Source organism: Mycobacteroides sp. H003 (assembly GCF_001440135.1).
Taxonomy (GTDB): domain Bacteria; phylum Actinomycetota; class Actinomycetes; order Mycobacteriales; family Mycobacteriaceae; genus Mycobacterium; species Mycobacterium gwanakae.
In genome coordinates, this window is record NZ_LJYL01000025.1 from 1 (window position 1) to 26240 (window position 26240).

At 64.1% G+C, this 26240-nt stretch carries 27 protein-coding genes; 13 read left to right on the forward strand and 14 right to left on the reverse strand.

Annotated elements, in window-relative coordinates:
• From AOT87_RS17485 to AOT87_RS17505, 5 genes are all read left to right on the forward strand, one after another.
• Positions 1-629: sensor domain-containing protein (locus AOT87_RS17485; RefSeq protein WP_131727280.1), on the forward strand; the 629-nt coding region annotated here is incomplete at its 5' end.
• A 118-nt stretch (positions 630-747) separates the two neighbouring features.
• Positions 748-1974: a DUF4878 domain-containing protein gene (locus AOT87_RS17490; protein WP_057970253.1), complete on the forward strand. Its 1227-nt coding sequence runs from the start codon at positions 748-750 to the stop codon at positions 1972-1974.
• Between the two features lie 66 nt (positions 1975-2040).
• Positions 2041-3267 carry a DUF4878 domain-containing protein gene (locus AOT87_RS17495; RefSeq protein ID WP_082634998.1) on the forward strand — a complete coding sequence of 409 codons (1227 nt, stop codon included), beginning with the start codon at positions 2041-2043 and terminating at the stop codon, positions 3265-3267.
• 82 nt (positions 3268-3349) lie between these two features.
• Complete coding sequence (locus AOT87_RS17500; RefSeq protein WP_046189490.1) at positions 3350-4627, forward strand: hypothetical protein; 1278 nt, start codon at positions 3350-3352, stop codon at positions 4625-4627.
• A gap of 11 nt (positions 4628-4638) precedes the next feature.
• On the forward strand, positions 4639-6633 hold the full coding sequence (locus AOT87_RS17505; protein WP_046189491.1) for a serine/threonine-protein kinase: 1995 nt from the start codon (positions 4639-4641) through the stop codon (positions 6631-6633).
• A gap of 44 nt (positions 6634-6677) precedes the next feature.
• On the opposite strand, the gene AOT87_RS17510 is transcribed toward AOT87_RS17505, so the two are convergent.
• Positions 6678-7103 (reverse strand): hypothetical protein, encoded by a 426-nt coding sequence (locus AOT87_RS17510; RefSeq protein WP_057969518.1) that lies wholly within the window; start codon positions 7101-7103, stop codon positions 6678-6680.
• Positions 7104-7454: 351 nt separating this feature from the next.
• Between AOT87_RS17510 and AOT87_RS17515 the strand changes: the two genes are divergently transcribed.
• The gene (locus AOT87_RS17515) at positions 7455-8201 is read left to right on the forward strand and encodes an SDR family oxidoreductase (protein WP_107529121.1); all 747 of its coding nucleotides are present in this window, start codon (positions 7455-7457) and stop codon (positions 8199-8201) included.
• 273 nt (positions 8202-8474) lie between these two features.
• Positions 8475-9203, forward strand: a complete 729-nt coding sequence (locus AOT87_RS17520) for an SAM-dependent methyltransferase (protein ID WP_046190080.1) — start codon at positions 8475-8477, stop codon at positions 9201-9203.
• A 34-nt stretch (positions 9204-9237) separates the two neighbouring features.
• On the opposite strand, the gene AOT87_RS17525 is transcribed toward AOT87_RS17520, so the two are convergent.
• A complete protein-coding gene (locus AOT87_RS17525) occupies positions 9238-9849 on the reverse strand; it encodes a CGNR zinc finger domain-containing protein (RefSeq protein ID WP_046190081.1) in 612 nt (203 codons plus the stop codon).
• A 43-nt stretch (positions 9850-9892) separates the two neighbouring features.
• Here AOT87_RS17525 and AOT87_RS17530 point away from each other — a divergent pair, with 43 nt between their 5' ends.
• A complete protein-coding gene (locus tag AOT87_RS17530; RefSeq protein ID WP_064961216.1) occupies positions 9893-11107 on the forward strand; it encodes an MFS transporter in 1215 nt (404 codons plus the stop codon).
• 376 nt (positions 11108-11483) lie between these two features.
• On the opposite strand, the gene AOT87_RS17535 is transcribed toward AOT87_RS17530, so the two are convergent.
• Both AOT87_RS17535 and AOT87_RS17540 read right to left on the reverse strand, forming a co-directional pair.
• On the reverse strand, positions 11484-11732 hold the full coding sequence (locus AOT87_RS17535; protein WP_046190082.1) for a hypothetical protein: 249 nt from the start codon (positions 11730-11732) through the stop codon (positions 11484-11486).
• A 521-nt stretch (positions 11733-12253) separates the two neighbouring features.
• Complete coding sequence (locus tag AOT87_RS17540; protein ID WP_046190098.1) at positions 12254-12982, reverse strand: flavodoxin family protein; 729 nt, start codon at positions 12980-12982, stop codon at positions 12254-12256.
• Positions 12983-13458: 476 nt separating this feature from the next.
• On the opposite strand from AOT87_RS17540, the gene AOT87_RS17545 reads away from it, so the two are divergent.
• Positions 13459-14103 (forward strand): cutinase family protein, encoded by a 645-nt coding sequence (locus tag AOT87_RS17545; RefSeq protein WP_095764047.1) that lies wholly within the window; start codon positions 13459-13461, stop codon positions 14101-14103.
• Positions 14104-14199: 96 nt separating this feature from the next.
• A complete protein-coding gene (locus AOT87_RS17550) occupies positions 14200-14856 on the forward strand; it encodes a sigma-70 family RNA polymerase sigma factor (RefSeq protein WP_225345695.1) in 657 nt (218 codons plus the stop codon).
• Between the two features lie 26 nt (positions 14857-14882).
• On the opposite strand, the gene AOT87_RS17555 is transcribed toward AOT87_RS17550, so the two are convergent.
• The 6 genes from AOT87_RS17555 to AOT87_RS17580 all read right to left on the reverse strand — a co-directional run bounded on the left by AOT87_RS17555 (position 14883) and on the right by AOT87_RS17580 (position 19783).
• Positions 14883-15140, reverse strand: a complete 258-nt coding sequence (locus AOT87_RS17555; protein WP_046190084.1) for a DUF6510 family protein — start codon at positions 15138-15140, stop codon at positions 14883-14885.
• Positions 15137-15871, reverse strand: a complete 735-nt coding sequence (locus AOT87_RS17560) for an FAD-binding oxidoreductase (RefSeq protein ID WP_046190085.1) — start codon at positions 15869-15871, stop codon at positions 15137-15139. The genes AOT87_RS17555 and AOT87_RS17560 overlap by 4 nt, the downstream gene beginning before the upstream one ends.
• Positions 15868-16461 (reverse strand): molybdopterin-dependent oxidoreductase, encoded by a 594-nt coding sequence (locus tag AOT87_RS17565; RefSeq protein WP_033717461.1) that lies wholly within the window; start codon positions 16459-16461, stop codon positions 15868-15870. The genes AOT87_RS17560 and AOT87_RS17565 overlap by 4 nt, the downstream gene beginning before the upstream one ends.
• Positions 16462-16560: 99 nt before the next feature.
• The gene (locus AOT87_RS17570) at positions 16561-18006 is read right to left on the reverse strand and encodes an NAD(P)/FAD-dependent oxidoreductase (protein WP_033717463.1); all 1446 of its coding nucleotides are present in this window, start codon (positions 18004-18006) and stop codon (positions 16561-16563) included.
• 1 nt (position 18007) lies between these two features.
• On the reverse strand, positions 18008-19246 hold the full coding sequence (locus AOT87_RS17575; RefSeq protein WP_046190086.1) for a bifunctional alpha/beta hydrolase/OsmC family protein: 1239 nt from the start codon (positions 19244-19246) through the stop codon (positions 18008-18010).
• Positions 19247-19354: 108 nt separating this feature from the next.
• The gene (locus tag AOT87_RS17580) at positions 19355-19783 is read right to left on the reverse strand and encodes a DUF417 family protein (RefSeq protein WP_240483258.1); all 429 of its coding nucleotides are present in this window, start codon (positions 19781-19783) and stop codon (positions 19355-19357) included.
• Between the two features lie 499 nt (positions 19784-20282).
• On the opposite strand from AOT87_RS17580, the gene AOT87_RS17585 reads away from it, so the two are divergent.
• Positions 20283-20909: a TetR family transcriptional regulator gene (locus tag AOT87_RS17585; RefSeq protein WP_074324031.1), complete on the forward strand. Its 627-nt coding sequence runs from the start codon at positions 20283-20285 to the stop codon at positions 20907-20909.
• A 37-nt stretch (positions 20910-20946) separates the two neighbouring features.
• On the opposite strand, the gene AOT87_RS17590 is transcribed toward AOT87_RS17585, so the two are convergent.
• Positions 20947-21618, reverse strand: a complete 672-nt coding sequence (locus tag AOT87_RS17590) for a TetR/AcrR family transcriptional regulator (protein ID WP_046190088.1) — start codon at positions 21616-21618, stop codon at positions 20947-20949.
• A gap of 277 nt (positions 21619-21895) precedes the next feature.
• On the opposite strand from AOT87_RS17590, the gene AOT87_RS17595 reads away from it, so the two are divergent.
• Together AOT87_RS17595 and AOT87_RS17600 are read left to right on the forward strand one after the other, a co-directional pair.
• On the forward strand, positions 21896-22522 hold the full coding sequence (locus tag AOT87_RS17595; protein ID WP_046190089.1) for an RNA polymerase sigma factor: 627 nt from the start codon (positions 21896-21898) through the stop codon (positions 22520-22522).
• Positions 22519-22800 carry a zf-HC2 domain-containing protein gene (locus AOT87_RS17600; RefSeq protein ID WP_170924377.1) on the forward strand — a complete coding sequence of 94 codons (282 nt, stop codon included), beginning with the start codon at positions 22519-22521 and terminating at the stop codon, positions 22798-22800. The genes AOT87_RS17595 and AOT87_RS17600 overlap by 4 nt, the downstream gene beginning before the upstream one ends.
• Here the strand turns inward: AOT87_RS17600 and AOT87_RS17605 are convergent.
• From AOT87_RS17605 to AOT87_RS17615, 3 genes are all read right to left on the reverse strand, one after another.
• On the reverse strand, positions 22773-23123 hold the full coding sequence (locus tag AOT87_RS17605) for a hypothetical protein (RefSeq protein WP_057969521.1): 351 nt from the start codon (positions 23121-23123) through the stop codon (positions 22773-22775). The genes AOT87_RS17600 and AOT87_RS17605 overlap by 28 nt on opposite strands.
• Positions 23098-24333 carry a cation:proton antiporter gene (locus AOT87_RS17610; RefSeq protein ID WP_198528447.1) on the reverse strand — a complete coding sequence of 412 codons (1236 nt, stop codon included), beginning with the start codon at positions 24331-24333 and terminating at the stop codon, positions 23098-23100. Before AOT87_RS17610 ends, AOT87_RS17605 begins: the two co-directional genes overlap by 26 nt.
• Before the next feature lie 769 nt (positions 24334-25102).
• A complete protein-coding gene (locus AOT87_RS17615) occupies positions 25103-26239 on the reverse strand; it encodes a hypothetical protein (RefSeq protein ID WP_057969522.1) in 1137 nt (378 codons plus the stop codon).
• Between the last annotated feature and the right edge of the window lies 1 nt (position 26240).

The window sequence follows — 26240 nt, forward strand, 5'->3', positions numbered from 1 at the left end:
CCACCAACCCGCCGCCCCCCTCCGGGACGCCGGCACCTCCACCACCACCGGCGCCCACCGGACCGACACTTGCTCCCGATGCGCTTGCCCCACTGCTGCTGCCGGGCGCCGAGATCGACAAGCAACTCAATATCGCCGGCGCAGCCCCCGTGGGCCCGGTGGAAAGCCAGCCCCTCGGCGGTGATGTGCAGCCACCGCACTGCACCGGCGCGTGGGGTCCCGGTTACCGCGCCACCTACGACGGGACCGGCTTCACCGGGATGGCCATCGGGGTTCTCGCCCAGGGCCAGGCACACCGCATCGCCCAGTCGGTGCTGGCCTTCCCCGACCCCGCGGCGGCTCAGCGCATCTACGACAAGCTAATCGGAGACTGGAACGCCTGCCAGAACACCCACGCGGTGTTCAGTTTTCAGGGCGCCTCCACCGAGATTGACATCAAGACACCACGCCCGATCGGCGACATCAACACCCTGATGCTGGTGCCCACCACCTCGCCGGTTCCCGGACAACAGTGCGAACGCGGTATGGCGTTGCGCGGCAACGTCATCGTCGATGTCCGGGTCTGCTCACCGACCGTCGGCAGCGCCGGATACTCGATCACCCGTGCCATCGCCGACAAGGTCCGTTGACCGACGCCCCGACCCGGCCACGACACCACCACCGCCCGCGCGCAGCGCGACCAACCGGCTTGCGGTGCAGTAACGATCATCAACGCTGCACCCGCCGACAGCTCCAAAGGAGAACAACGTGAACAATCAGAACCCCCGCGGCGGGTGGCCGGATCCCGACGATCCGACCGTCGCGACTCCCCAGTTTCAGCGCCCCGCCCCACAGCAGCCGCCACCGGTCGCAGGTTGGGGACAGCAGCAGCCTGCCCCACACAGTTCGTGGAGCACACCGCCGCCCCAGCAGCCGCAGCCGTGGGCCGCCCCGCCCCAGTCATCCGGGCCAGGTGCCCCCGCCCCGGGCTGGCCCGCTGCGCAACCGCAGGCGACCGGGTGGACCAACACAGCCCCCGGCGCTCCGCCGGCCGGACCTAGCCGCAACCGGCGAAAGCTCTTCATCATCGCCGGTGCCGTTGTGATTGCGCTCGTCGCCGCGTTCGTGGTGGTACCACGATTCACCGGCGACGCGGGTGGTGGTGACCTGTCGGCTTCAGAGACCGTCACCGCCTACCTGGAAGCACTCAGTAGCGGCGACGCGGAGAAAGCGCTGTCCTACAGCAAGAGTGAACCCGCCAACGCCGATCTGCTCACCAACGACATCCTCGCCCAGCAGATCGCCAAGATGCCCATCTCTGATATCCGCATCCTCGACGGCGGCGAGGAGCTGGCCGGCATCGGGATGGGCTCGGTGAAGGTCGCGGTGAAGTTCGGCGAGCAGCTCTCCGATTCCACCGTGCGGCTGTCCAAGGTCGAGGAGACCTGGAAGATTGATGAAGCGATCAACAAGATCGAGATCACCAGCCCCTCCGCCGCCGATGAGACACTCACCATCTTCGGCAAGGAATTCAAAAAGGGTGAATCCTTCTACGTGTTCCCCGGTTTCGTTGACGTGGGCAGTTCCAACGAGTACATCGACGTCGCAGCAGAGTCCCCGCTACTGACCGGCGGATACCTCTCCTTCGCGCCGACATACACGCTCAACGACGACGGTGTCGAAGCGGTGTCCGCCACGATGGCCGACGCTTTCGCTGTCTGCGAGAAGTCCAATCTGCTGGACCCTCCGGGGTGCCCGGTCAAACTCAACAACTACCGCGCGCTCGACGGCACCGTCACCTGGGGCAAAGCCGACCTCAGCCAACTCAGCCTCAGCGAGTTGAGCGAGTACGACATGACCGTGCGCGTCACCGGAAACGTCACCATCCCGGTGTCATACCAACTGCGAGACGGCGGAACGGATTCCGGGACTGCCGAGAGCATCGTGTTCAACACCGTGGACGTCACAACCTCGCCGCCCACCATCGGTCGATGAGCTGGCGCGGGCGTGAGCCCGGCGTTGCCCGCTGTCGCCCCACATGCAGCAAGGGAGGTATCCGTAATGGCCAACTGGCCTGGCAGTCACGGCAATACGCCGCATGAGCCTGGTTGGGGCGACCCTGATGCCGCCACACGCGCGGTGCCAAGGTTCGAGCGCCCGGGATCTGCATCCGCCAATGTTGGGGGCAGTCAGCCGCCCTCGGCAGGCCACAACCCGTGGATCGGTCAGCAGCCAGGCCCCCAGGCGGGGTATCCGCGCCAGCAGCCCGATGTGCCCTCAGCCAAGCGTGGTCGCGGTCGACTACTGATGGCACTGGCCGCCGTGGTGGTCCTTATCGGCGGCGTCGTCGCCTACATGCGGGTCTCCAGCGTTGACAGTGAAGGCCCCGCGGGCACCCAGCCGTCGGGCACCGCGCAGAACACACAGTCTGCAAGCGCAGCGACCGCGCCGTCGGCCGCGCAGACAGTCACCGACTACCTCGAAGCTCTGCGCCGCGGGGACGCCGCGAAAGCACTGTCCTACAGCAAAACTCCGTTCGCCGACAACGAATTCCTCACCGATGAGGTGCTGGGCAAGCAGATCGCGCAGTGGCCGATCTCTGACATTCACATCGGCGAAATCAAAGGTGATGAGCAAACCGCCGCGAAGCTCTATGTGCCAATCTCGGCGAAGTTCGGCGACAAGACTCACTCCGAGACGATCGGCCTGACCCGGAGTCTGCAGGGAGGATGGTGGATCGATCACGTTGCCAACGAGTACGCACTCCATTCATCTGCGGTGGACGCCACGCTCACGGTCTTCGGCAAGAAACTGAGCCCAGGCCAGTCGTTCTACGCGTTCCCCGGGTACTTGGATCTTGCAAGCTCCAACGAGTACATCGAGCTCACAAGCATTAAGTACCCGCTGTTCAGAAATTACCTACTGTCGAGCGAGTTCCTCATCAGTGCCGACGCCGACCTCAGCAGCAAGGGCGCCGATGCCATCACCGCGGCCGTGCGGGAGTCGTTCGCGCGATGCGAAAAGTCCAACCTCATCGCTCCCCCGGACTGCCCGGCGCAGCTGAACAGCACTACCGCCGTCGACGGCACCGTGACGTGGGGCCGCGCTGACATCGACACACCGTCGTTCACCTTGCACTCTGCGGACCTGTCGGTCTCGGTCAGCGGCAATGCCAGCATTCCGGTGACCTTTCAGACCACCGACGGCCAGACAGTCAGCGACACCCAACTGCTGGTATTCCAGGAAAAGGCAGACATCACCACCTCACCCCCCAGGCTCGTCCGTTGACACCAGCCACCGCCACCTTCCGGTCACCGAAACAGTCGCCCTCACAACCTGGAAGGCTCACGCCATGCTAGGAATTAGCCTCGTGCAAACACCGGCCACCGCCGCGAAGATAGCGGCTGTCATCGGTGCGTGTGCCGCGCTGATCACCGGATGCTCCTCGGCCACGACCGGAACCCCGAAAACGGCCACCGCCGGCCCGGAGTCCGGGGCCAACGTCGCCCTGATGGACACCGGTCCGTATGACACCGCCTCCGGTAGGCCATTCGGTTCAGCCGGGGACGACGTTGACGGTGCAAATCTGTTGGAATCCCAGCGCATGGCCGAGTTCGTGGTGGGCCCGTGGGAAGTTGACGCTGAGCTGACGAGAATGCCTGGCGCGATAGGATTGGGCATGATCGGCCCGGTTCCGTCGATCAAACTCATGCGCGACAACGAAGTGCTCAAAGACGACCTGATCGCGGTGGCAGACAAGCACCGATTCATGAACGGGTTCAGCACAATACGACTGTCGCCGGAGCAGACCGGCCAAAACCGCGGCCTGCACAACCTCGTCCTGCGGTTCCCCGATCCCGCCGCCGCCGACGCCGCCGCCACCGAGATGGCCGCCGTGGAATCCTCCCGTCCGGACCAGCCACCGGCGGAGCCGGTCACGGTGAACAGCACCCCCGAAGCCCGCGCGGTGGCCTACACGCTCCCCGACGGCCTCAAGAAGGTGGTCAGCTTCACCGCGCATGGACCCTATCTGCTCTACCAGGAGGGGCAGGCATCCCAGGCCTTCCTGGGCAAAAGCGCGGCCAACCTGGTCGACGGCGCTCTCATCATCCAGAAACGCCGGATCGACGAATTCTCCCCGACCCCGCCGGCCGCGATGCGCGACTTGCCGCTGGATCCCAGCGGCCAGCTACTGGCGCGCACACTCATCGCACCTGACGGGCGCGCCCCGTTCATCATCGGCGTGTGGAATTCCTTTGCCTGGCTTCACTTTGAGCTTGACCCGCTGCAGGCGAACTCGCTGTTCAATACCGCCGGTGTGGACATCGTCGGCCAACGCCTGAGCACCGTCTACCAGGCTGCCAACGCCGACGGTGCGCTACGGGTGGCCAAAGGCTTAGACGAGCAGATCGAGAATCTGCCGTCGGTGCGCGAGGTCGATGGGGTGCCCGGCCTGCCAGGGGCGACATGCTTCCAGCGCACCGAAGGCGGCCTACCCGGCACCTCGCCGAGCACCTGGCAGCGGGTGGTCTGGCAATACAAATGCGTCGCCACCGTCGATCGCTACGCCTACACCGCGTTCTCCGACACCGCAGTCGATGTACGTCAGCAGATGGCCGCTCAATACCGAATTCTGGCTGGACAGTAGGTGATGCACTAGTGGTTCTCCCCGCAGGGTCAAACATCGGCGGCTACATCGTCGAGGACGTTCTCGGTTCCGGGGGCATGGGCACCGTTTACCGAGCACGACACCCCGTGCTGCCGCGCAGCGATGCCCTCAAAGTGCTCTCCGCGGAACTGTCCCGCGACGAGCACTTCCGCGCACGTTTCGAACGCGAAGCCGAACTGGCCGCCACCCTGGATCACCCCAACATCGTCGCCGTGCTCAACCGCGGTGAAACCGACGGCCAACTGTGGATCGCCATGCAGTACGTCGCCGGCAGCGACGCCGAACGCGAACTGGCCGCCGGACGCATGACCCCGCAACGCGCCGTGCACATCACCGGTGAAGTCGCCAAAGCCCTGGACTACGCGCACCGCCGAAACCTGCTGCACCGCGACATCAAACCGGCCAACTTCCTACTCTCCACCGACGATGAGCGGATCTTTCTAGCCGACTTCGGTATCGCGCGCGCCCTCGACGACGCGGTCAACCTCACCCAGACCGGCACCGTGATGGCCACCATCGCCTACGCGGCACCCGAGACACTGGCCGGCGAACCCGCCGACCACCGCGCCGATGTCTACTCCCTGGGCTGCTCTCTGTACCGGATGCTCACCGGCACATCACCGTTCAGCAGCTCCGGTGGCATGGCCGCCGTGGCTGCCGCGCACCTGATGTCACCCCCGCCGCGGCCCACCGACGTGGTGGCCAACCTTCCGGCCACGATGGACACTGTGATCGCTCGCGCCATGGCCAAAGAGCCCATCCACCGCTACCAGAGCGCCGGGGATCTGGCCCGCGCTGCCGCCGCGGCACTCGATGAGACCACCGCCGAGGTACGCATCACCCCGGCGCCCTCACCCGCACAGCGCCCACCGTGGGGTCCGGAGAACAGTCCGCCGCACTGGAGCGGGCCACACACCGGCACAGGCCCGTATCCGCCCGGGCCGGGATGGTCCACCGGGCCGACCCCCGCGACCGGGTGGCCCACCGGCCCCGGACCCGCCGCCCCGATGCACCTCTCTTCGACGCGAAAACCGCGCAGCCGCAGGACCGCGCTGGCCGCCGCGGGCGTCGCCGCCGCCGTCGTGGTCAGCGGCGGGGTCGGAACCTGGATGTTCACCCGCGAGGACACCCCCGCCTACGCGGCACAGACACTTGTCCACGCCCACGGTGAAGCCACCCTGACCGCCCCACCGACATCCATTGTGGCCGCCGGCCCCGGCGACGGGGACGCGGTGCTGTCGCTGGGCGTGCAACCCGCCGCCATCGTCGCACCCCCCGCCGGCCTGCCCAGCTGGGAGAAAGACCTCATCACCGGCGACACCCAAGTGCTCACCAGTGCTGACCCTGCCCAAATCGCGGCGGCCAAGCCTGATCTGATCATCGACACCGGCGACATCGACGCAGCAACCTACCGCTCCCTGGCCGAGGTCGCGACCACCATCACCCGCGCCCCCAACGCCAACGAATGGAGCTGGCAGACACAGCTGCAATGGGTAGGCCGCATCCTGGACCGCACTGAACAGGCTCAGCAGCTCATCGACGAGGCTGCAGAATCCCAAGCCAAGCTGCGCACCGAGCATCCGGTGTTCGACGGTAAGAGCGTCGAGGTCGTGTTCGTCGCCGATGACGGAATCAGTGTCGCCACGCCGAATTCAGCTGCGGCGCAGTACCTGCAAGGTCTGGGGTTCCGATACCTGGACAAGCCGGCGATCACCGCGTCCGCGGACGGATCAGATATCGCTGCCGTCGCCGACCCTGAGCAACTCAACACGATCCCTACCGACGTACGGATCGTGGCACGCACGGACTCCGCAGCTGGTGGCGGCAGCTACAACGGGCTGCCCGACCCGTTCACCAAATTCCGCGGCGCCACAATCATTGTCGATGACACCGCGGCGATCGACGCGCTACGCGTACCCGGGTACGCGGCCACCGCTTACCTGAATACGGCACTGGTCAACGCACTGAGCCGCCAGATCCGCTGATCGACATCTCGACGACAGAGTCTGTGTCGATAGTCGCTTCACTCTCAGGCGTGTTTGCGAGGGCGGCCAGCAGCAAGCGGATGGTTCTCCCGTCGTGTCCTGAAAGCCTCGATGCTGGCCCTTGTCCAGATGGGTCCGCTGCGCGGCTTGGCGACGGGCGCAGGGAAACCGGGTGTTTTCTGCAGCAACTGGATGACTCGGGTAGCCGAAACACCCAGTACTTGGGCAGCATCACCGACACTCAGAAGATCCATCTCTGGCGGGTGTGCGAGCAGTGCTTGATGTTGCTCAGTGGGTTGCACCGCAATTGCAGAGGGCTTCTCGCGTAGCAGCGGACGGGCCAGCCGCAGCGCCAATGTGGTGGCCTGGCGCAGCGTCGGTGCCTTCACTTCGAACACTGCGCTCAGAACCTGGGCCTCGGCATCGTAGGTGACAGACCTATCAAGGTCTGCAACCGCGCGTTCGGTCAAACGGGCTGTCGTACAGGAGGCTGTTGCTGTCCACCGAGTCACCGGTGTGTCCTTCCCTATCTCATCACCCCCAAACCCTTATCAATGATGGCGCATCAAGCCGCGAAGCGACACCCAGCAAGCGCTCGGTACGGATGCCGCGCAACCTGTTCCGCGGGAAGAGTCCGAGTGGGGTTCGGCCAGTGAGGAATGGAGTACCCATGCTGCGCGTTCGGGGATTGGGCGGTGGGCAGTGTCGAGCGGAGTTCTCATATCAGCTCCATGGACCATGAGCCGGAGTTGAACGGGTCGTTCGAGTCCTCACCGACAACGAGGTCACCAACATTCTCAGGTCATCTCTAAGCTCAGTTCATGTCTGCAGTGAGTGGGATCGCGTTGGTGACGGGGGCGACCCGGGGTATCGGTGAAGCGACGGCGTTGATGCTCGCGTCACGGGGTGCTCACGTGCTGGTGAGTGGCCGCGACGTAGAGAGTGGTCAGGCGGTGGTGAATGCGGTGCGTTCGGCGGGCGGGGCCGCGGATTTCGTGGGTGCGGCGCTCGTCGACGCCTCCAGTGCTCAGCGCTTGGCAGCCGAGGCGAACGAAGTGGCCGGGCGGGTCGACATTCTGGTCAACAACGCGGCGATCGGTGTGTTCGGCACCACCGCTGCGATCGACGAAGCCGATTTCGATGCGTGCTTCGCGGTCAACGTCAAGGCACCGTTCTACTTGGTTGGCGCCTTGGCGCCACAGATGGCCGAACGCGGTCACGGAGTGATCGTGAACGTCTCGACCATGGTCGCTTCCTTCGGAACGGCCGGTTCAGCGGTGTATGCGGCGAGCAAGGCCGCGCTGAACCTGCTGACGAAGTCCTGGGCGGCCGAGTACGGTCCGCGCGGTGTGCGCGTGAATGCGGTCGCCCCCGGCCCGACCGCGACGGACAACGCGCTTATGCAGTTCGGGGAGGACGGGCTGGCGGCGATGATGCGCCACACCCCGGCACGCCGCGTGGCAGCTCCAACCGAGATCGCCGAAGCTGTCGCTTATTTGGCCAGCGATCAAGCCAGCTTCGTCCACGGCGCGGTCATACCTGTCGACGGCGGGCGCACCGCCGTATAGAGAACGCATCCGAGAGCTTCCCAGCATCGGTGTAGAGGGACGTCCCTCATCCGCGGCCGGTGCGATCGCTATCATGGATGGGCGATAGTCGCACGCTCGCGCTCTATCGTTTGCTTTCAACGCGTTTGAACGCTTCGGGTCGGGTCGACCGGTGCCCTGTGGAGCTGTTCCGTATACCGATCCCGGCTTTTGATTTCCTGTCCGGTTACCCTCGCGATATGAGGTTGCCCCGCTCGCTGCGGTTACTCGGCCAGCCGAGCGCCCGGACCACTGATGGTCGACGGCGTGTGGATCACCGCGCCAGCTGGACTGCCCAACGACTTCGTCGTGCTCCGAGTCCGCTACCTCGATGACGTGCTCGACCGGGCCTTCGCTGACGGAATCGACCAGATCGTCCTGCTCGGTGCCGGTTTCGACACCACGAGTCTGCGTCACCAACGTGCCGGCGCGACCTTCTTCGAAGTTGACGTGCCCTCCACCCAACACGACAAACGCTGCACCACAGACACACTCCTAGTCGGCGAAAAGCAGTCCGCGATCAACTGGGTGCCATGTGATTTCGAGAAGGACCGACTGCCCGAGCGCCTCAAAGCCGGTAGGTTCGATCCCGCCCGCCGCTGCGTGGTCGCCTGGATCGGAGTCACGATGTTCCTCAGCAAAGACGCGATCACCGCCACACTGACCGACATGGCCACCGTGTGCGCACCGGGCAGCACCATCGTGCTCGACTACATCGATCCCGACGTCATCTCCGGCAGCACCACCTCACCAAGCGCACAGCGAGTAGCCAAGACAGTCGCTTCCAACGGCGAGCCGTACCGCACCGGGTACACCACCACCGACATCAACGCTGCCCTCACCGACCACGGGTTCATACCCGACGACCACGCAGCCGCCACCGCACTACAGCAGCGCTACTGCCACACACGTGCGCCGCTGCCTGCCGGCCACGACTGGCTGAGAGCCCTCACTGCCGTCAGAAATGCGCGTGACACGATGTGAGTGTGACGACGTATACGCACCCTCGGCGATCGGCTTATGGTGACGCTGTCGTCTCGGACCGGCGAGCGCGATGCGCTGCCGCCTTCGCGCGATTGCCGCACCGACTCATGGAACACCAACGCCGCTGGCGTGCGCCGGGTGCGAGAAGGTAGATCATCCGGCAGTCGTCACTCGCGCATTCGCGAAGGTGATTCCTTCTCTCAGAGTCTGAGAGGAGGGCGAGAAGGTCGCGGGTAACGCTGGCACAAACGGCAGCCTGGTCGAGCGCCGCCATGTGCGCTTGCGGCCCATGACGGCCGCTGACAAGACGCGGCAAGGGAACGTCTGCACGCGCCCACGCCTCGATCCGCTGAACTGTCGAAAGGCCGACAGGTTTGTGATGAAGGTACGCAGTCAGCACCTCCCACGAGGCCTCGCGAAGATCGCGCAACTCAGTGAGCAAGCTATCCCAATCCACATCGGCAGCAATGTCGATGCCGACGCCGGCACACCACCGCACGAGCGCCTCGATATCGGCTAGACGCTCCACCCGATGGGTCTTGCCTGCACCACGCCGTCCGACCGTCGCGGCGAGATTCAACACGAGGGAACCGGCGTCGTAGCGGAGTTCCCGCAGGGCGGTGCTGGTGCGGTTCACCGAGTTCATGCTTCAATAGTAACCTCATATCCGGTTATTTAGGACGGGTGCGATGTCGGCTCGACTGCCAGGATGGTCTCGCGCTGCTGCGGGCCTTGCGGTTGTGGGTTGGGGCGCAAATCAATTCGCTGCACTACTTCCGGTTTACCGGGAGACGACTGGTCTCTCCGCCTCGCAGATCTCGTTAGCGTTCGCTATCTACATCGTGGGTCTCATCCCCGCACTCTTCATTGCTGCTGAGGTCGCGGACCGCATCGGTCGACGCTGGCTCGTCCGAATCGCCGTTGTGTTGTCCGCTGCAGCGTCGGTAGTGCTCTGCTTCAGTCCGCAGGAACACTGGCTGCTGCTGCTCGGTCGACTCATGTCTGGTGCTGCCGCTGGCGCTGCCCTCGGGCCGGGATCTGCATGGGTAACTGAGCTTTCAGACGATGACAGGGCCGCCGCTCCGAAGCGCGTCACGGTGGCGCTTTCCGTCGGATTCGGAGGGGGGCCGCTCGTTGCAGGTGTCGTCGCACAGTGGGCTCCATGGCCTGAGGCCTCGCCTTACTCGGTTCATTTTCTTGTCTCGATAGTTGCGGCCGCACTGCTGTGGCGAACGCCCGATCCTTCTTTCGACCACGGAGCGCCTACGAAGGTGGCGGAGCATCTGGGCACGACAGAGCGGCCTTCTGACAGACCAGACACCGCCCCGAAAGAAACGTTCTGGGAGACGGTCAGGTCTGCAGCGTTCATACGGACCATCCCATTCACGGCGCCATGGGTGTTCGGCGCAGCAACCATGAGCTTCGCCATCGCGCCCTCCGTCATTCACGTGCCAGGTTTCAGCACCGCGAGTGCTGGAGTCATCACCGGCATCACCATGGGCTCCGGTGCACTGGTGCAGCCGCTTGCGCAGCGAATCGAGCGATGGAAACAAGGCGCCGCTATGCCGGCTGGGCTCAGCCTCGCAGTGTTTGGAATGCTTCTCGCCGCCACCGCATTCGCCGTTCAGATCAGCGCCCTGCTGCTTCCAGTGGCGGTGATCTTGGGATCGGCATACGGCGTCATCCTCGTTGCAGGGCTACGTCAGATCGAAACGCTCGGCCATTCAAAAGACCGTGCACGTCTGAACGCCGCCTATTTCTCCTTCACCTACATCGGATTCATCCAGCCATTCGTATTCGCCGTCGTCGCGACCACCCAGACCAGCCAGATCATCTTCGCAATGATCGGCGCCCTGGTCGCCACAGCCACAACCGTCGCTACCAGCAGAGCACGTCATGTCTAGAAGACCCGAGCCGAACCACTCTTTTCATTTCTTCGGGCTTCTCCTGCCTTGGCTGACGGTCCGCAACGAGCACGTCGGCTCAACACACGCATTGCCGGCGTGCCTCGTTGGCGTTGGTGACTTTCGGGGCCTCGCCGCCAGTCGGCTGGTCCTGCCCGCGCGTTTGAATACCCGGAACAACAACGGGGTCAACAGAACCGCAACCGCCGGGGCCAGGCCCGGCGACAATAGATGTCGATCGTCAAAGTGGATGGCGATTGTCGCCACTCCTACCTGCGTCGTTGTCATTCAGTCACGGAGATGGCGCAGCGATTGTGGTCATCCAAGTGGCAGAAGTTGGAAACGGTACGGTGGTGCCAGTCATCGGCGCGGTGCCCTAAACCAGGGAGCCACCGTGGACAACGCGCCACTTCGTGCCCGGCGCTAATGGCTCGCCCAGCCCGAACAACGAGGCGTATTCCCCACTCACCACCGCTTTCATGCGTGCATCCCAGCCGCGCAGATCGAACGGTCGCGAGTGCGGTTCGATGTCGGCAATGATGAGCCCGACAGTCTGGGGGTCTGCTGCAGCGAGCGCCGCGAATTCGGGAGGAATCGTCCCGCCGCCGCTGGGCGCACCACACATCCAATGTGCTCGATCTCCCTCCCTGACGGCGCCCACCGCCACATTCCCGCGATTCCATCACCACATCGGAGGCCTAGATGTGTCCGGCTACGAGGTTTCTCCAGATATGAACGCGGCAGCGCCGATTGGATCCGGATTCCCGATGCGGGGCTGAGGGATTAGGCCGTGGCGCAACCAAGATCGGAGAGTCCCTCGATCGGCGCCAATTCGAGTTGACATAGCCGTCTCGGGCGCGCTCGTCAGCGATCGGCCACCGGGAGCCAGGGTGTCAAAGCCGAGTCCGGTCAGGCCGGCGATGGTGGCAAGCGGCACGCTGCAGGGCTCGTCTTTCCCACCTGTGAGCCCTTGAGGTTCTCGGTCGGATTCTTGAACTCCTGGCCTTCCGTCGGGGCCAGCCTCGGATACTCACCAACAAGCGGGATAGATACGCAAGCGCCGCCGCTAGCGAGGGGCCTTCCCTTCGATTCACCGCATGCGAGGCGTCTGCAAGTAGGTTTCGATGCCCTATATGGGGCCCGCAGTCACCGGTACTCGGGGTTGGCAAATCCGAATCGTGAACCGGCATCCCACTCGGCGCGTTGATTGCCGTATGCGGGCACTCCGCCGGCTGTGCGCAGTAGCGATGCGATGTGCATCAGGTTGTAGGTCATAAAAGTGGTGTTGCGGTTGGTGAAGTCGTTGTCCGGCCCGCCGGACCCCTCGTCGAGGTAGGAGGGACCCGGCCCTGCAGGGCCCACCCACCCCGCATCCGCTTGAGGCGGAATCACGTAGCCCAAGTGCTGCAGACTGTAGAGAAGGTTCATCGCGCAGTGCTTGATACCGTCCTCGTTACCGGTGATGAGACACCCGGCGACGCGTCCGTAATAGGCGTATTGCCCAGCGTCATTGAGCAATCCCGAGCATCCATAGAGCCGTTCGATGACCGCCTTCATCACTGAACTGTTGTCGCCAAGCCATATCGGTCCGACGAGGACGAGGATATCGGCGGCGATGATGCGTTCGTAGAGTGCGGGCCAATCATCGGTTTCCCAACCATGCTCTGTCATGTCCGGGTAGACCCCGGCGGCGATGTCATGATCAATGGCGCGAATCTGATCTACCTCGACGCCATGCTTTTCCATCAGTGCGCTACTGATATCGGCCAGACCTTGGCTGTGGCTGCGCTCAGGCGACTTCTTCAAAGTGCAGTTGACGAACACTGCTCGCAGACCATCAAAGGAGGGTGCGGCGTTGTTGTGGGGCGTCGGGATCTCGTTCACGTTGAGTGTCCTGTCTATGGCCCGGGTCGCCGAAGCGAGTCAGGAACGGAAGTGTCGTGGCGGGTCCTTTTGCCGAGGTCAGCCGGCCTGAACCGCGCCACTCAGTAGTTGTACTGTGTAGTACAGTATTGCTGTAGGCGGCTGATCCATGCAAGGCTGACGTGAACACGCATTGGGAAGCGTCCGATCTCCGCATGGCGGTCGAGCCGAAATAGGCGCCACGGTGGTTCATGCCGACATCGCTTGGTAACACGGGGGATTCACGACGAAAGCAGACACGCCCTCTCAAGTTCACGACATGGCTAGCCTGCAACCGTCATCGATGCTCTCAGCAACAAGCCGGTACGCCCCGAACCTCACGACTGCTACGCAAAGGAACGATCATGAAAATCAGTCCCGCTGCGCACGGTGCCACTCGACCGTGGACCGGCGGAAGGTTCTCCGCCGCTGTTCTTTCCGCTGTCGCGATGCTCATTCCGCAAACCTCGGCTACCGGTCTCGCCAAGGCGGAACTCGCCTGCCCGTATGCCCAGATAGTTTTCGCTCGCGGGACGTTTGAACAGCCAGGCGTGGGTGCGACCGGGCAAGCCTTCGTCGACGCTTTGAGCGACCGCCTGAGCGGCAAGTCCGTCCACGTATATGCGGCGGATTACCCTGCGTCGCTCGACTTCAAGCACGCTGCCGACGGCATCGCCGACGTCCGCAACAAAGTCGAGTCCATCGCAGCGACCTGCCCCAGTACCAAGATCGTCCTCGGCGGTTACTCACAAGGCGCAGCGGTGGCCGGCTACACCCTCGCCGACACGATCCCGGCCGACTACGAATTACCGACCGGCATCACCGGTCCCATGCCCGCGGCGATGGCCAACCACATCGCGGCGGTGGCGCTGTTCGGCACACCAGATGCCGGTTTCCTGGCTCTCGTCCAACGCAGCGCACCGCCCATCACCATCGGCAATCCCTACGCGGCCAGGACGATTCAGCTATGCGCAGTCGGCGACCCAGTCTGCTCCCCCGGCGGCCTGGATCGTGCAGCGCACAGCGCCTATAAGAGCAACGGAATGGCCTTAGAGGCAGCGGTATTCGCTGTTCGCGCACTGGCAGCGACGTAACAGCCTGACCATGAGTTGCCGGCGACGATTCGTCCTACTGGGCGAGCACTACACACATCCGCTGACGAGAGGACTGAGGCGAAAATGACGTCGTACGTGAGCATCGACGCGGCACGGTCGAAACCGGCGCCGACAGTTCGAACTGCGCCCAAAGCCGAGTGTCCCGCCGAGTCACTCTCGGCACTGGCCGAGCGGTTCGAACGTGAAGCGATGCCGTACCGCGCCGCCCTCCTCTGCACCGCCCGGCGACTTACACGCCGGGAGGCTGATGCCGAGGATCTGATCCAGGACACCATGATGAACGCATTTCTCGGATTCGACCGTTTCCAGCCTGGCACCAATCTGAGAGCGTGGCTGTATCGGATAATGCACAACCGATGGATCAGCGTCCACCGGATGAAACAACGTCGTCCAGAAACCTTTTGCGTCGACGCGATTACCGATGACGGTATCGCTGGCTTTGCTTCTCGTTCGAATCGGTTCGAGCGTTCGGCAGAAGACGAAGCCATGGACGGTCTGTCCGACCATCGAATAGAAGAAGCATTCCGATCGCTGCCGGAGGGCTTCCAGAAGGTGCTGTACTACGTTGGCGTCGAGGATCTCACCTGTGCCGACACTGCGATCCTCTTGGGGATTCCAGTTGGCACGGTCATGTCCCGCCTGTCGCGGAGCCGCGTTCGACTCCGCGCACAGCTGGCAGACTTCACCGACGGTTCGGAAGCCTGGTCAAATCGCCGCCCTCTTGCCCAATAGGCACTGGACAGCGACGCGACTTCGGGTCATGGCCCTGGGATTGAGACGTGTGCCAGCCCCGAGAGGTTGACGAGTACTTCATGCGGCTTTTGGACTATGACGGCGAGCACGCCCTGGCAATGCTCGCATCGCAGGACCGACCCGATGGCGGTCACGAAGGCGTGGGCGCGCGCCAGTTCGAATACGAGATGACAGCTTCTGCATCGTCCAATGGCGGCGGTGATCTCGATGCCGAGAGTGTCGGCGAAGAGTCCGGCAAGCGCGTTTCCGTCGAGGTGGGTCATCCACTGCCTCCGAAGCGTTCCGTGCGTATTCGTCCGGGGTCATGGCCTAGTTGGAGAAGCCAACCGGCGATCGTCTCGACGAACGGTGTAGGGCCGCAGAGGAAGATGCGCGGTGCCGCCGTGGCGGGAAAGACAAAACCGGCCAACGACTCTCGAGTCAGTCGCCCGGGGGGACGCAGTGATCCCGGAGGGCATCTTCGTGTGTGCACGATGTCGATGGTGGTCTGTGAGAGCGCCGAGAGCTCCTCGGCGAAGAGCACGTCCTCGGGCGCCCGGACCGAGTACAGCAGTCGGAACTCGGCGTGGTTCGCCTCGTGCTCACGTGCCATGGCCATCGCGAACAGCGGGACCACGCCGGATCCACCGGCGATGAGCTGAACCGGGGAACGGTCGGGTTCTGATGGGATCCAGACGAAGTATCGTCCCAGTGGGCCGTGCACCTCGAGCTCGTCGCCCTCTGCGAGCTGGTGCACGAGGTAGGGCGAGACTTCACCCGCGGGGAGTTCGTCGATCGCCAGGATGACTCGTGTCGTCTCGCCCGGCGACGCGACCGAGTAGGACCGGACCGCCTGATAGCCGTCCGGGGCGGTGAGGCGGACGTCGAGGTGGGAACCGGCATGGTTTCCCGGCCAGGTCGGCACGTCCAGCTCGATTCGGACCGCCGATGCGGTCTCTCGACGGCGGCTGACGACGCGTCCGACATGCCAGCTCGCGCGGATCGGAGACGTCACCAGTAGCGTTCCTCCCGCCACGGATCACCACGGAGATGGTATCCGTTCTGTTCCCAGAACCCGGGCTCGTCGCTCGGCATCATCCGTATCTCGCGGACCCACTTGGCGCTCTTCCAGAAGTACAGATGGGGCACGAGAAGACGCGCCGGCCCCCCGTGCTCAGGAGTCAAGGGCTCACCCTCTGCCTCGGTGGCGATCCACGCCTGGCCTTCGAGCAGATCGTCGAGGGGCAGATTGGTGGTGTAACCGCCGTGGCTTCGGACCAGGACGTAGTCGCAGGAGGTCTCGACGTCCTCGAACAGCCGATCCAAAGAGACCCCGCGCCAGGCCATGTCAAGCTTGGACCAGTGGGTGACGCAGTGAATGTTGGTGACGATGTCCTCCACGCCCACGTTCTGGAGCGCGTTCCAATCCCATCCGTGCTCGGTGCCCGTCTCGGTCGTGATGGTGAACGTCCACTCGTGCGCCCCGATATCGGGTGTCAGGCCGGCCGTCAGGACCGGCCAGTCGTCGACGAGCGTCTGGCCCGGTGGCAACCGTGAGTCGCCGGCGCCGCGACGGTTACCGAATCCGCTGTTGATCACTGCCATAGCAAGCTCCTTCGCGTGTCACGCGCGTCTCTGTGTGCGCTGACACTGAGTACGGTGTATTCCAAAATCCAGTCTCGACAGCGGCTCTCCCTTTCAGGGTCAGCTGGTCGGGCCACCTGAATGACCCCTTCGTCGGGCGAGGAGCGGGTTCCAGATCTGGTTGATCGACGGGTGCGGTGCCACGACGTGGCGGAGTGTCTCGACTGGTACCTTGGCGACGATGGCGAGGGTGGCCGCTTGGGCGAGTTCGGCGAACTCGGGTCCGACGAACGTCGCGCCGAGCAGGGTGTCCGTGTCGGCGTCGATGACCAGTTTCGCCCAGGCGTCGAAGCCGTCGCGGAAGATGGCGAGGTCGGGCACGGACTCCGGGTACCGCGCGGTGGTCGTCGTGACCGTGAATCCGTCGGCGCGCGCCTGACTTTCGGTTCGTCCCACCTCGACGACCTGGGGGTCGGTGTAGATGACCTGGGGCAGGTTGTGTGGGTCGCGGGCGATGAGTTCATCGGCGCCGAGCCGACGGCCTTGTGCGCGGGCGGCGATGATATCGGCGACGACGACTGCGTGGTATTGCGACAGGTGCGATAAGAGCGCGCGTCCGGTGGTGTCACCCATCGCGTACAGCCAGGTGCCGTCGACTCCGAGTGCCTGCAGATGGTCGTCGACGGGCACGAACTCTCCGCTACGCAGCCCCACGGATTCCAAGCCGAGGGAATCGGTGTTGACCACCCGTCCTGCGGCGACGACGACCTCGTCGATCTCGATGGTCTCGTCCCCGACGGTGGCGGAGACCGTGCCGCCCGCGACGGATCGGACCACTCCGGATGGGTGAGCTTCAAAGCGAAGGTCAACTCCGTTGCGTCGCAACGACTCGGTGACCATCTCGCTGGCGACGGTCTCGGAGTTGCGCAGCAGGGTCCGGCCCCGCGCGAGCAGCGTCACCTTGGAGCCCAGACCGGCCAGGATGGTGGCGAACTCGACGGCGACGACGCCGCCGCCGATGATCAGGGTCCGTGGCGGTACGTGCGTCATGGCCGCCAGGTCGCGGTTGGTCCAGGGGCGCGCGTCGGCCAGCCCTGGTACGTCGGGGATGGCGGGGCGGGTACCGGTGGCGAGCACGACCGCCTGCCGCGCGCGGACAGTCTCCTCGCGGCCGCCGGGGTGGGTGACGGTGACCACGCGGGGGCCTGCGAGCCGGCCGTGGGCGTGCAACACCGTGAGGCCGCTTTGCTGCAGAGCGGCGGTGACACCCTCATCGTTGAGATGATCGACGATGGCGTCGCGTTTGGCGAAGACGGCAGCGACGTCGAGCTGCCCCGACCCCACAGCTTCCCGGACGCCGGGGACGGCCTTCGCCAGGGCCAGTACTTCGATCGGGCGCAGTAGCGTCTTGGTCGGATTACATGCCCAGTAGTGGCATTCACCGCCGATGAGGCGCTCCTCCACCAGGGCCACCTCGAGCCCTTCGGCGATGAGGTATTGCGCCGCTGACGCGCCGCCAGGCCCGCCACCGATCACGACTACGTCGAATTCTGAATCTTCAGTCATGTCAGCCTCTGTCTCGGTCGGCTCGTGCGTCAGCGGTATGAATGGACACTTCGGAGCGAAGGGTGCGATGCACCGGGCACCGGTCGGCGATGTCGAGCAGCTTGGCACGTTGGTCGCCGTCGAGCGGGCCGATGAGGGTGATGTCGCGTTCGATCCGGTCGACCATCCCCGTGGCGGTCTCACATTCGGCGCAATCCTTGGCGTGGACGCGGGAGTGGCGCGAATCGACGACGATGCGTTCGAGCGGCCACTGCTTCCGATCGGCGTACATCCGCACCGTCATCGACGTGCAGGCGCCGAGCGCGGCCAGGAGAAGGTCGTACGGTGTTGGGCCGGCGTCATCGCCGATGGGTCGGGGTTCGTCCGCGGTCAGTCGATGCCGGCGCGTACCGATCTGCTGGGTGAGTCTGCCGGGTCCGCTTTCGGCGACCCGCACGGCACCGTCGGCCAAGTCATCGGTGTTCAGGTCGCGGGTCGCCGTAGGTGCCGCCACGTACCTACTCAGCCAAGCGGCAAGGACGCTCGCCGTGTACCCCGCGTCGGCCCGATTGCTGAGAAGGTGGTCGGCGCCGTCGAGAGTGATGAACGATTTCGGGTGCCGCGCGGTGTCGAAGATGATCCGCGCGTTGTTCACCGACACCACCTCGTCGAGCGGGGAATGCATGACGAGTAGCGCAGTGTCGAGGGCGGCGATGCGCTCGCACTGCGGTTGCATCGCGATGTCGTCGAGAAATTCGCGACGCACCCGAAACGGTCGACCCCCGATCGATACCGTGGCCTCGCCCGCTTCGACGCCGGGTAGCGCGTCGCCCAGCAATCCGACGACGTGGAAGGGGTCAGCCGGTGCACCGATGGTGACGACCGCGCGAACCTCGGGAATTCGAGATGCGGCTGCCAAGACTGCCGCCCCGCCCAGCGAATGCCCGATCAGCACGGCTGGGGCACTGAATTGGTCGCGGAGATGGTCTGCGGCATGCACCAAATCTTCGACGTTGGAACTGAAGCCGGTCGCGGCGAACTCACCCTCGGACTCCCCCAGGCCGGTGAAGTCGAACCGCAGTACCGCGATCCCCTGCGCCGCCAAGGCACGCGAGATCCGGCCTGCTGCAGCGTTATCCTTGCCGCAGGTGAAGCAGTGCGCGAACAGCGCCCAGGCTTTCGGATCGCCGATCGGCATCTCCAACTTGCCGGTCAATTCGCCGCTACTGCCGCGGAAGACCGTTCGGGCTGAGGTGCTCATGTGCCTCCCTCGGCTGAGGACGATTGCGAGTGAAATGTACTACACAGAACAGTTTGTCCCCGGGATGGCGACCAGACAGAAGGCCTTGGGTCAGAACGCGGCGGACTGTCATTGACCCAGCGGTTCCGCGCGCAGCGTCCGCACGGCGTCACCGAGAGTCCACAGCGCCACTGCGAGGAGGACGACGTCCTTCACCAAGAAGTTGCCCACCATGGACAGCACCGGGAACCCGGCGGCTTCGAGCGCCATCACTCCGGGAGTGGTGAACATGAAGCTGAGCGTTACGACGAACATCCCGATTGCCATCACACTGCCCACAATGGATGCCCTGGGCGCCCATGGCTTAACGGCAATAAGCGCGGCAGTCGCCAGTTCGACGACACCCAGCACTGCCGAGAAGGTCGTCACCGAGAAGATGTCGTACACCCAGCTCATCAGGGGGCTGCTCGCGACCAGCGGTTGGATGGCATTGGCCTCATAGGTGGTGAACTTCAGTGCGCCGATCCACGCGATGACGAACACGAGTGCGTACCGCACCGCAACTTCCCCGGCCGGGGCCACCCGAGAGGCGATGGGTGAACAATACAGGCGAGATATGGCATTTTCCAATGACATTGGCCTTCCTTCTATCGTTGAGTAGGCCGTCTCCAGATCATGAGTGCTTCCGGTCGGGCGTGGCGTTACACGACGGCGTCGACCGATCGACTTTTGGGAGCTGGGGATGCATTCCGACCCGACGTGTAACGGAAGCTACCCACACCGACACTCCCCTACGTCTGATCATCGCGCGGCGCCCATGCAGCCGAGCCGGACTGATCGGGCGACCCACTCGAAGGAGCAAGACTCAACCGCCACCAGTGCGATGAAACTGTACCGGTGAGTACAACAGATGTCACGCGGACATCACTGCCCCGGGCTGTGGGATAGCAGTCATACAGCCGCCGAGAAGGCGCCTGTGGCATTACGACCGAACGCCAACCAGTCACAGTGCCGTGGGGTGGCGAGGTTCCAAACGAAAGACGATTGGAGAGTTCTGATGAACGAATGCTCGACCCCGGGGACTGTCTGCAACACTTCGGGCACACAACATCACCGGCATGCACGTGCGGCGATCGTCAATGCTGCCGCCTCGATGATGTACCACCGCGGCGTCGCCGCTACGTCGATCGGTGATGTCTCCCACGCATCTGGCGCAGAGGTCCGAGAGCTTGATCGCCATTTTCGCGATAAAACTGAACTGGTCCGAGCGGTCATAGACCGGGAACTGGCGGCCTTACTCGACGGCCAAGTTGCCGCCGCGGAGATCAATTCATGGGACGGACTCGATACGTGGGTGACGCGCGTGGTGGACGCCCAACCGGCCGAGGATGGCCCGTTCGCCTGTCCCCTCGGGACCTTGGCTGCGGAACTGAGAAACTCTCCGGAGTACCAACCTGCGTTGGATGCTGCTTTCCGCACTTGGGAGGGACATCTGGCCGCAGGCTTACGCCGGATTCAGACTTGCGGCGAGATGGATTCCGACGCCAATCCAGACCGCCTTGCCGCCAGCCTTCTCGCGGCTCTGCAAGGCGGATACCTCCTCGCCTCTGTCCACGGCCGGATCGAGATCATGCGCGACGTGCTCGAAGACGCGGTGGCGGCGCTGCGGCGTTACCAGGTCTGAGCCAGGATCTGGTCAACGTGCCCACGACCCGACTCGGTCAGCTCTTCGCCGCGACCGTCCGTCGCCGCGGTGTTGCCCTGCGACGCAGAGACAGCAGCGCGTTCTCCACCGCATCCTCGAAAACCGTGCCATCGTCGTGGATTTGGGCCATCATCAACCCACCCTGCACGGCCGCGACGATCGATTGGGCCAATCTATCGGGATCTGACTGCCGTGTGAGCTGACCTCGCTCGCGCATGACTTCCAAGCCGCGTGCCAGCGGCTCCTCCCAGCGCCGGAAGGCGGCGTCCAAATGTGGAAGATAAGCGGGATCGTTCTTCAGTTCGGCGGCCATCGATCCGAGCGGGCACGCGAACGGCCCATCCAGGACACGATGGCTCTCCATCACCTGCTCAGACCACCGCTTCAGGCCCGCCCAGGAGTCGGCGTGGTGTATCGCTGGTTGCGCCGCCAAGATGAGTTCGACCTGACGGTCGATGACCGCCCGAATGAGGTCGGCCCTGTCGTCGAAGTAGTGGTACAGCTGCGACTTGCCGCAGCCCGCGGCCGCCAGCACGTCATCGAGGCTGGTCGACGCCACGCCACTTTGACGCATCATGGTCGCAGCCGCGTCGACAATCGCTGCACGGCTGCGCAGCCCCCGCGGGGACAAAGACGGCCTTGGGCTCTCGCCCGTTGCCGCCTTCTCGGGCGCCCGCGTTGCTGCCATCAGTCCACGATAGCTTCTCGGTCAGTCGCCAAGACTGCGACCTCTACGCAGTCAGGTGTACCTCCCGGTACAGTTCGCATCGGACCTCGCACCACCACGGCGTCGAGACCGATCTACCCGGCACGTCCCCTCGTCACCCTCCGTTGCCCAGCCAGGAGCAGATACCGGACACAATCCGCACGAGCCATCTACTGTGCTATTCACTGGTGACTTCGGCGCTTATGGCGCGGCGGCCGGGTAGCGATCGCTCACGCACGGCCGACGAGGGGATTCCGACATGCTGGAACCGGTGGGCACCGCGGCGCTGGCCGACCGACTGCGCAATGGTGATCCGGAGGCGTTCAGCAAGCTCCTCGACCTTTACGGGCCCTCGATGCAACGAGTGGCGCGCGGATACGTGTCCAGCAACGAGCTCGCCGAGGACGTTGTGCAGGAGACGTGGATCGCGATCTTCAAGGGCATCGACAAGTTCGAGGGTCGGGCCTCACTACGGACGTGGATCTTCACCATCTTGATCAACGTCGCCAAGAAACACGGCCTCGCTGAACGCCGATACACCGACACCGCCGTGCGCGTCATGACCGGCGGCACCGTCGATCCGGACCGGTTCCGCGACGCGGGCGATCCCCTGCCCGGTCATTGGAAGGAACCACCCGCCCCGTTCCCGGACACGCCCGAGGGGTCGCTGCTCAGCGGGGAACTCACACAGGTCGCCACCGCGGGACTGCAGCGCTTGCCGGCGCGCCAACGTGAGGTGGTCACTCTGCGTGACGTACAGGGGTTCAGTTCCCAGGAGGTATGCCAATTGTTGGACATCAGCGCGGCCAACCAGCGGGTGCTACTACATCGCGGCAGAGCCGTGGTTCGCCAAGAGCTGGAAAACTACCTTGGGACGACCGCATGAACGCCGACGAGATCATCTGCGAGCAACTCGTGGAACTGGTGACCGACTACCTCGACGGTGCGCTCGATCCCGACGTCCGAGCCAGGTTCGACGCACACCTGCTGGAATGTGATGGCTGCGTCAACTACCTCGATCAGTTCCGGTCGACGATCAGCACCTTGGGGCGGGTTCCGTCCGATCAACTCGACGAGGGCTTCCGCGAGCGCCTCCTCGACACCTTCCGCGGATGGACGACCACGCCCGACCAGGATCACGACCGGCCGCAACCCGATCCATGACCGCATAGGGTTTCCCTGCGGAGGTGCCTCACCACCACTGCGATGGGAGCGCACAGCACCAGCACCAGCAAGATGCGGGTGTTCCCGTTTTGAATCGACGCATTGCAGCCCACGAAGACGGCGAAGGCGACCGCGGCCCGGACCGGTCTTCCGGAACGCCCTCTGGCTCGCTGCGGACCGACGTTGCTCCACATGAGATAGGCGAGAATCGCTGCCGTGGTCGCGACCTGCGACGCCGCCGTGAGTGTGGTCATTCCGCGCTCGGCCGACCCAAGTTCGAAGTCGTCCGGACAGTCTTCACGGGCCAGGACGCGGTCGGTCATCGCCACTGAGGCTGCCGTCTGCGCGCACGCCCGGAGCGGATGCTTCAGCGCCCCGCGCCAGTAGGAAGACAGCCAGTCGGGGAAACACGATGACTGACAACAAGCCGGCGGCGACCAGCGCGGCGTAATTGGCCGGTTCCAGCAGGCCCAGCTCCACGCCGATGCCCCCGGCCACCACCGGAATGCTCAGCGACGTGGCCTGCAGTAGGCCCGCGGCCAGAACGTCGCGGCCACCGGCGAGTAACGGACGGTAGACGATGGCCGGCAACGCTCGCACGATCAGGAGGGCAGCAAGGAAGACAGGGATCTTGGCCAAGGAGGAGGCGTGGTCGACAAGTGCGCGAATGTCGAGTGACACCCCGGTTGCGACGAAGAAGAACGGGATGAATACACCGAATCCGACCGCATGCAGCTTGGTATAGAACTGGGTGTGGGTCATGTCGTCATCGCGGTCGAGGAGCGTCAGAGCCGTCCCGGCGAGGAACGCTCCCAGGATCGACTCGAGTCCGAACGCTGTCGCGAGAGAAGCAAATACCAAGAGTAGGGCCATCGTTCCGCGGACTCGAATCTCGGCGGTGGTGTCCTGCAGGTCGAGCATCGTCTTGCACAAGGTACGGGCACGCTCCAGGCCGAGAACGACCGTGATGACGACACCCGTGAAGCCGAGAAACGCCGCCAGCAGCGTCAACCTGGCCCCGAGCCCGACTGATGTGTCTTCGGAAAACAACAGGGAAAGAAGCACTATGGGTACGACCTCGGCAATCGATGCACCAGCCACGATGACTTGCCCCGCTCGGGTTTCCACGATCCCCGCGTCCTTGAGGACCGGAAGTATGATGCCGAGCCCGGTTGCCGAGAGGATCAGGGCCATCAGCACCGGTGATCGAGCGAGGCCCAACATCCCGAGGCTGACACCCACTCCCACCGCAAGAGCGAACGACACCGCGAACGCCCCGGCAGCGCGGCGCAGCAGCGCCCCTCGCAAAAGACGTACGTCGATTTCCAGCCCAGCGAGCAACAGCAGGAAACTCAGGCCAATCGTCGACATCACCTGCAGCGCAGCGTCCATGTGCAACCAGCCGAGTACCTGTGGCCCCAGGATGACGCCGAGAAGAATTTCGAGCACGATCGCCGGCACGGCGAGCCGGAACACCCTCACGCTGAGCGGCGCAAGCAAGGCGACGACTGAGACGATCGCTACCGCAGTCAACGAGACGATGTGGGGAACCTTCCTTGCTGTGCCCCAGGCGAAATGGGCGGACAGGTACGTATCCAAATCAGTGGTGGCCGGCTGCTCAGTACATCGTTTCGGCGACTTCGTGTCGCCGATTGGTCAAAGTCAGCCCGAGTTCGGCAGTTGCATACTGTACTACATAGTACACTTTGTCGATACGCCCTCTTTGGCGAGAACCGGTAGCCGGCGCGGGGGTCGATGCGAGCTGGTTCGAGAAATGGCATCCACATGACTTTGCGGATGCGAAGATGACATCAGGCATGAGAACCTACAGCCGCCGCCGACAGCCCCGCTTACGCGCCTGATCCATCAATAGACGACGGAGACAAGTGGCGGCCAAATCAACGCCAATCACGAAGTGACGCCTCCACAGCTACCCTGGGGCGATACGGAGGGCGGCTAAGGTTTCGTCATCTAAGTGACACTTGCGTCATGTCAAATGACGAAATGAAATCCACTTTGACAATCGACACATCTGCGGGCAGGTGTCGATTCTCAGACTGGACGGCACATGCCACTGACTCTAGCTGCGCCTACACAGGTTTCTCATTGCGATGGCACAGTCATTTTTCTCATCCAAGTGGCAGAAGTTGGAACGGTACGGTGATGCAGGACCATGCATCGCGTCCTCCCCTGGCCGCGTGTGCGGCGGGTTCTCAAGCACCGCCGCAGGCCGGCCCCCGGCCGTGATGGCGCGGCATGCGGGTTCGTTTGGCTCTGAAAAGTCGAGATACGGGTCGTGGTCTCAGTCGTCAGCTGTGGGAACTGGGTTGGCCGCCAGCCACAGATCCAGTGCCGCGGCGCCGATGTCCTTGCGGGCCTTCCGATTGAGCCCGAGTTGGCGTGCTCGTTGCTGCACGTGTTCGATGACGTTCGGTTCGGCGCTCCAAGGTAAGGGTTTGCGACTGTGCTTCGCTGCTGGCGTGGGTTTCTCGAGTAGGTCTGATTCAGGGAACATGGTGAGCAACGACATCATCTGTTCGGGCGTGATCGCCGCGGCCTTGCCCTCGGTGAACCATGTAAGGACTTCTGTCTCGCTCGCTTCGTCGACGATTCCCTTGTTGTGGATGTAGTCGTTGCGGATTCGGCGGATGTCTCCGAAGATCGGCACGCGGATGTCTCGCGAGTCCCAGGGACTGCCATCCGGTGCGGTGCCGTGCGCGGCGGCCACGCGCCCACGGTATTGCTCATCCCACAGCGAGTGCATGTAGGCGAACCACTGGCCGTAGAGCAGCTGCTGGACTGGCGAGAACCGGTCGAAGCTCACGAACCCGGTCTGCGGTGTCAGCATCGTGACCCCGCCGTGCGTGGCAATTTCGAGATCGCGCATGGGGATGCAGCCTGGCCCGGCCTGGTCGACGATCTCGAATCGTCGGACATCGAGGTAGGCGTCTCCAGGAACACCAGACGCCGCGGAGTACCACTCGTAGAGCTTGGTGACCACGGCGTACTGCCCGCTGAGCATCACCGCCAAGGACAGCGTGAACTCACTGCGCAGTTCCGCAACAATGGATTCCAACGTCGCCGGCGTGGCCGCCGGTGCGGTGAGGGCCGCACGCATCGGCGCGATCCCGGCGCAGATCGCATCGAGGGCCGGCACGAGTTCTCGTGCCGTCCAGCGCTGCCGACGACCGGTGACGGCACGGATGGCGAGTGCGAGTGCCAACGATGCTCGTTGCAGCTCCGGGTCGTCGGCGGTGTTCAGACGGGGGAGGTCACGCAGATAGTCCCCCGGCGTGGTTTCCCGCAACGCCTGTGACGGGTCACCGGCGATCCACTCATCCTGCCGCGGGTGAAGCCGCATCGCGTCGGCCAAGTTCTTGACGACCTGTTCGAGCTCGTCGAGCTGCTGTACCCAGTGCATGAGGTTCCCGCCAGCCATA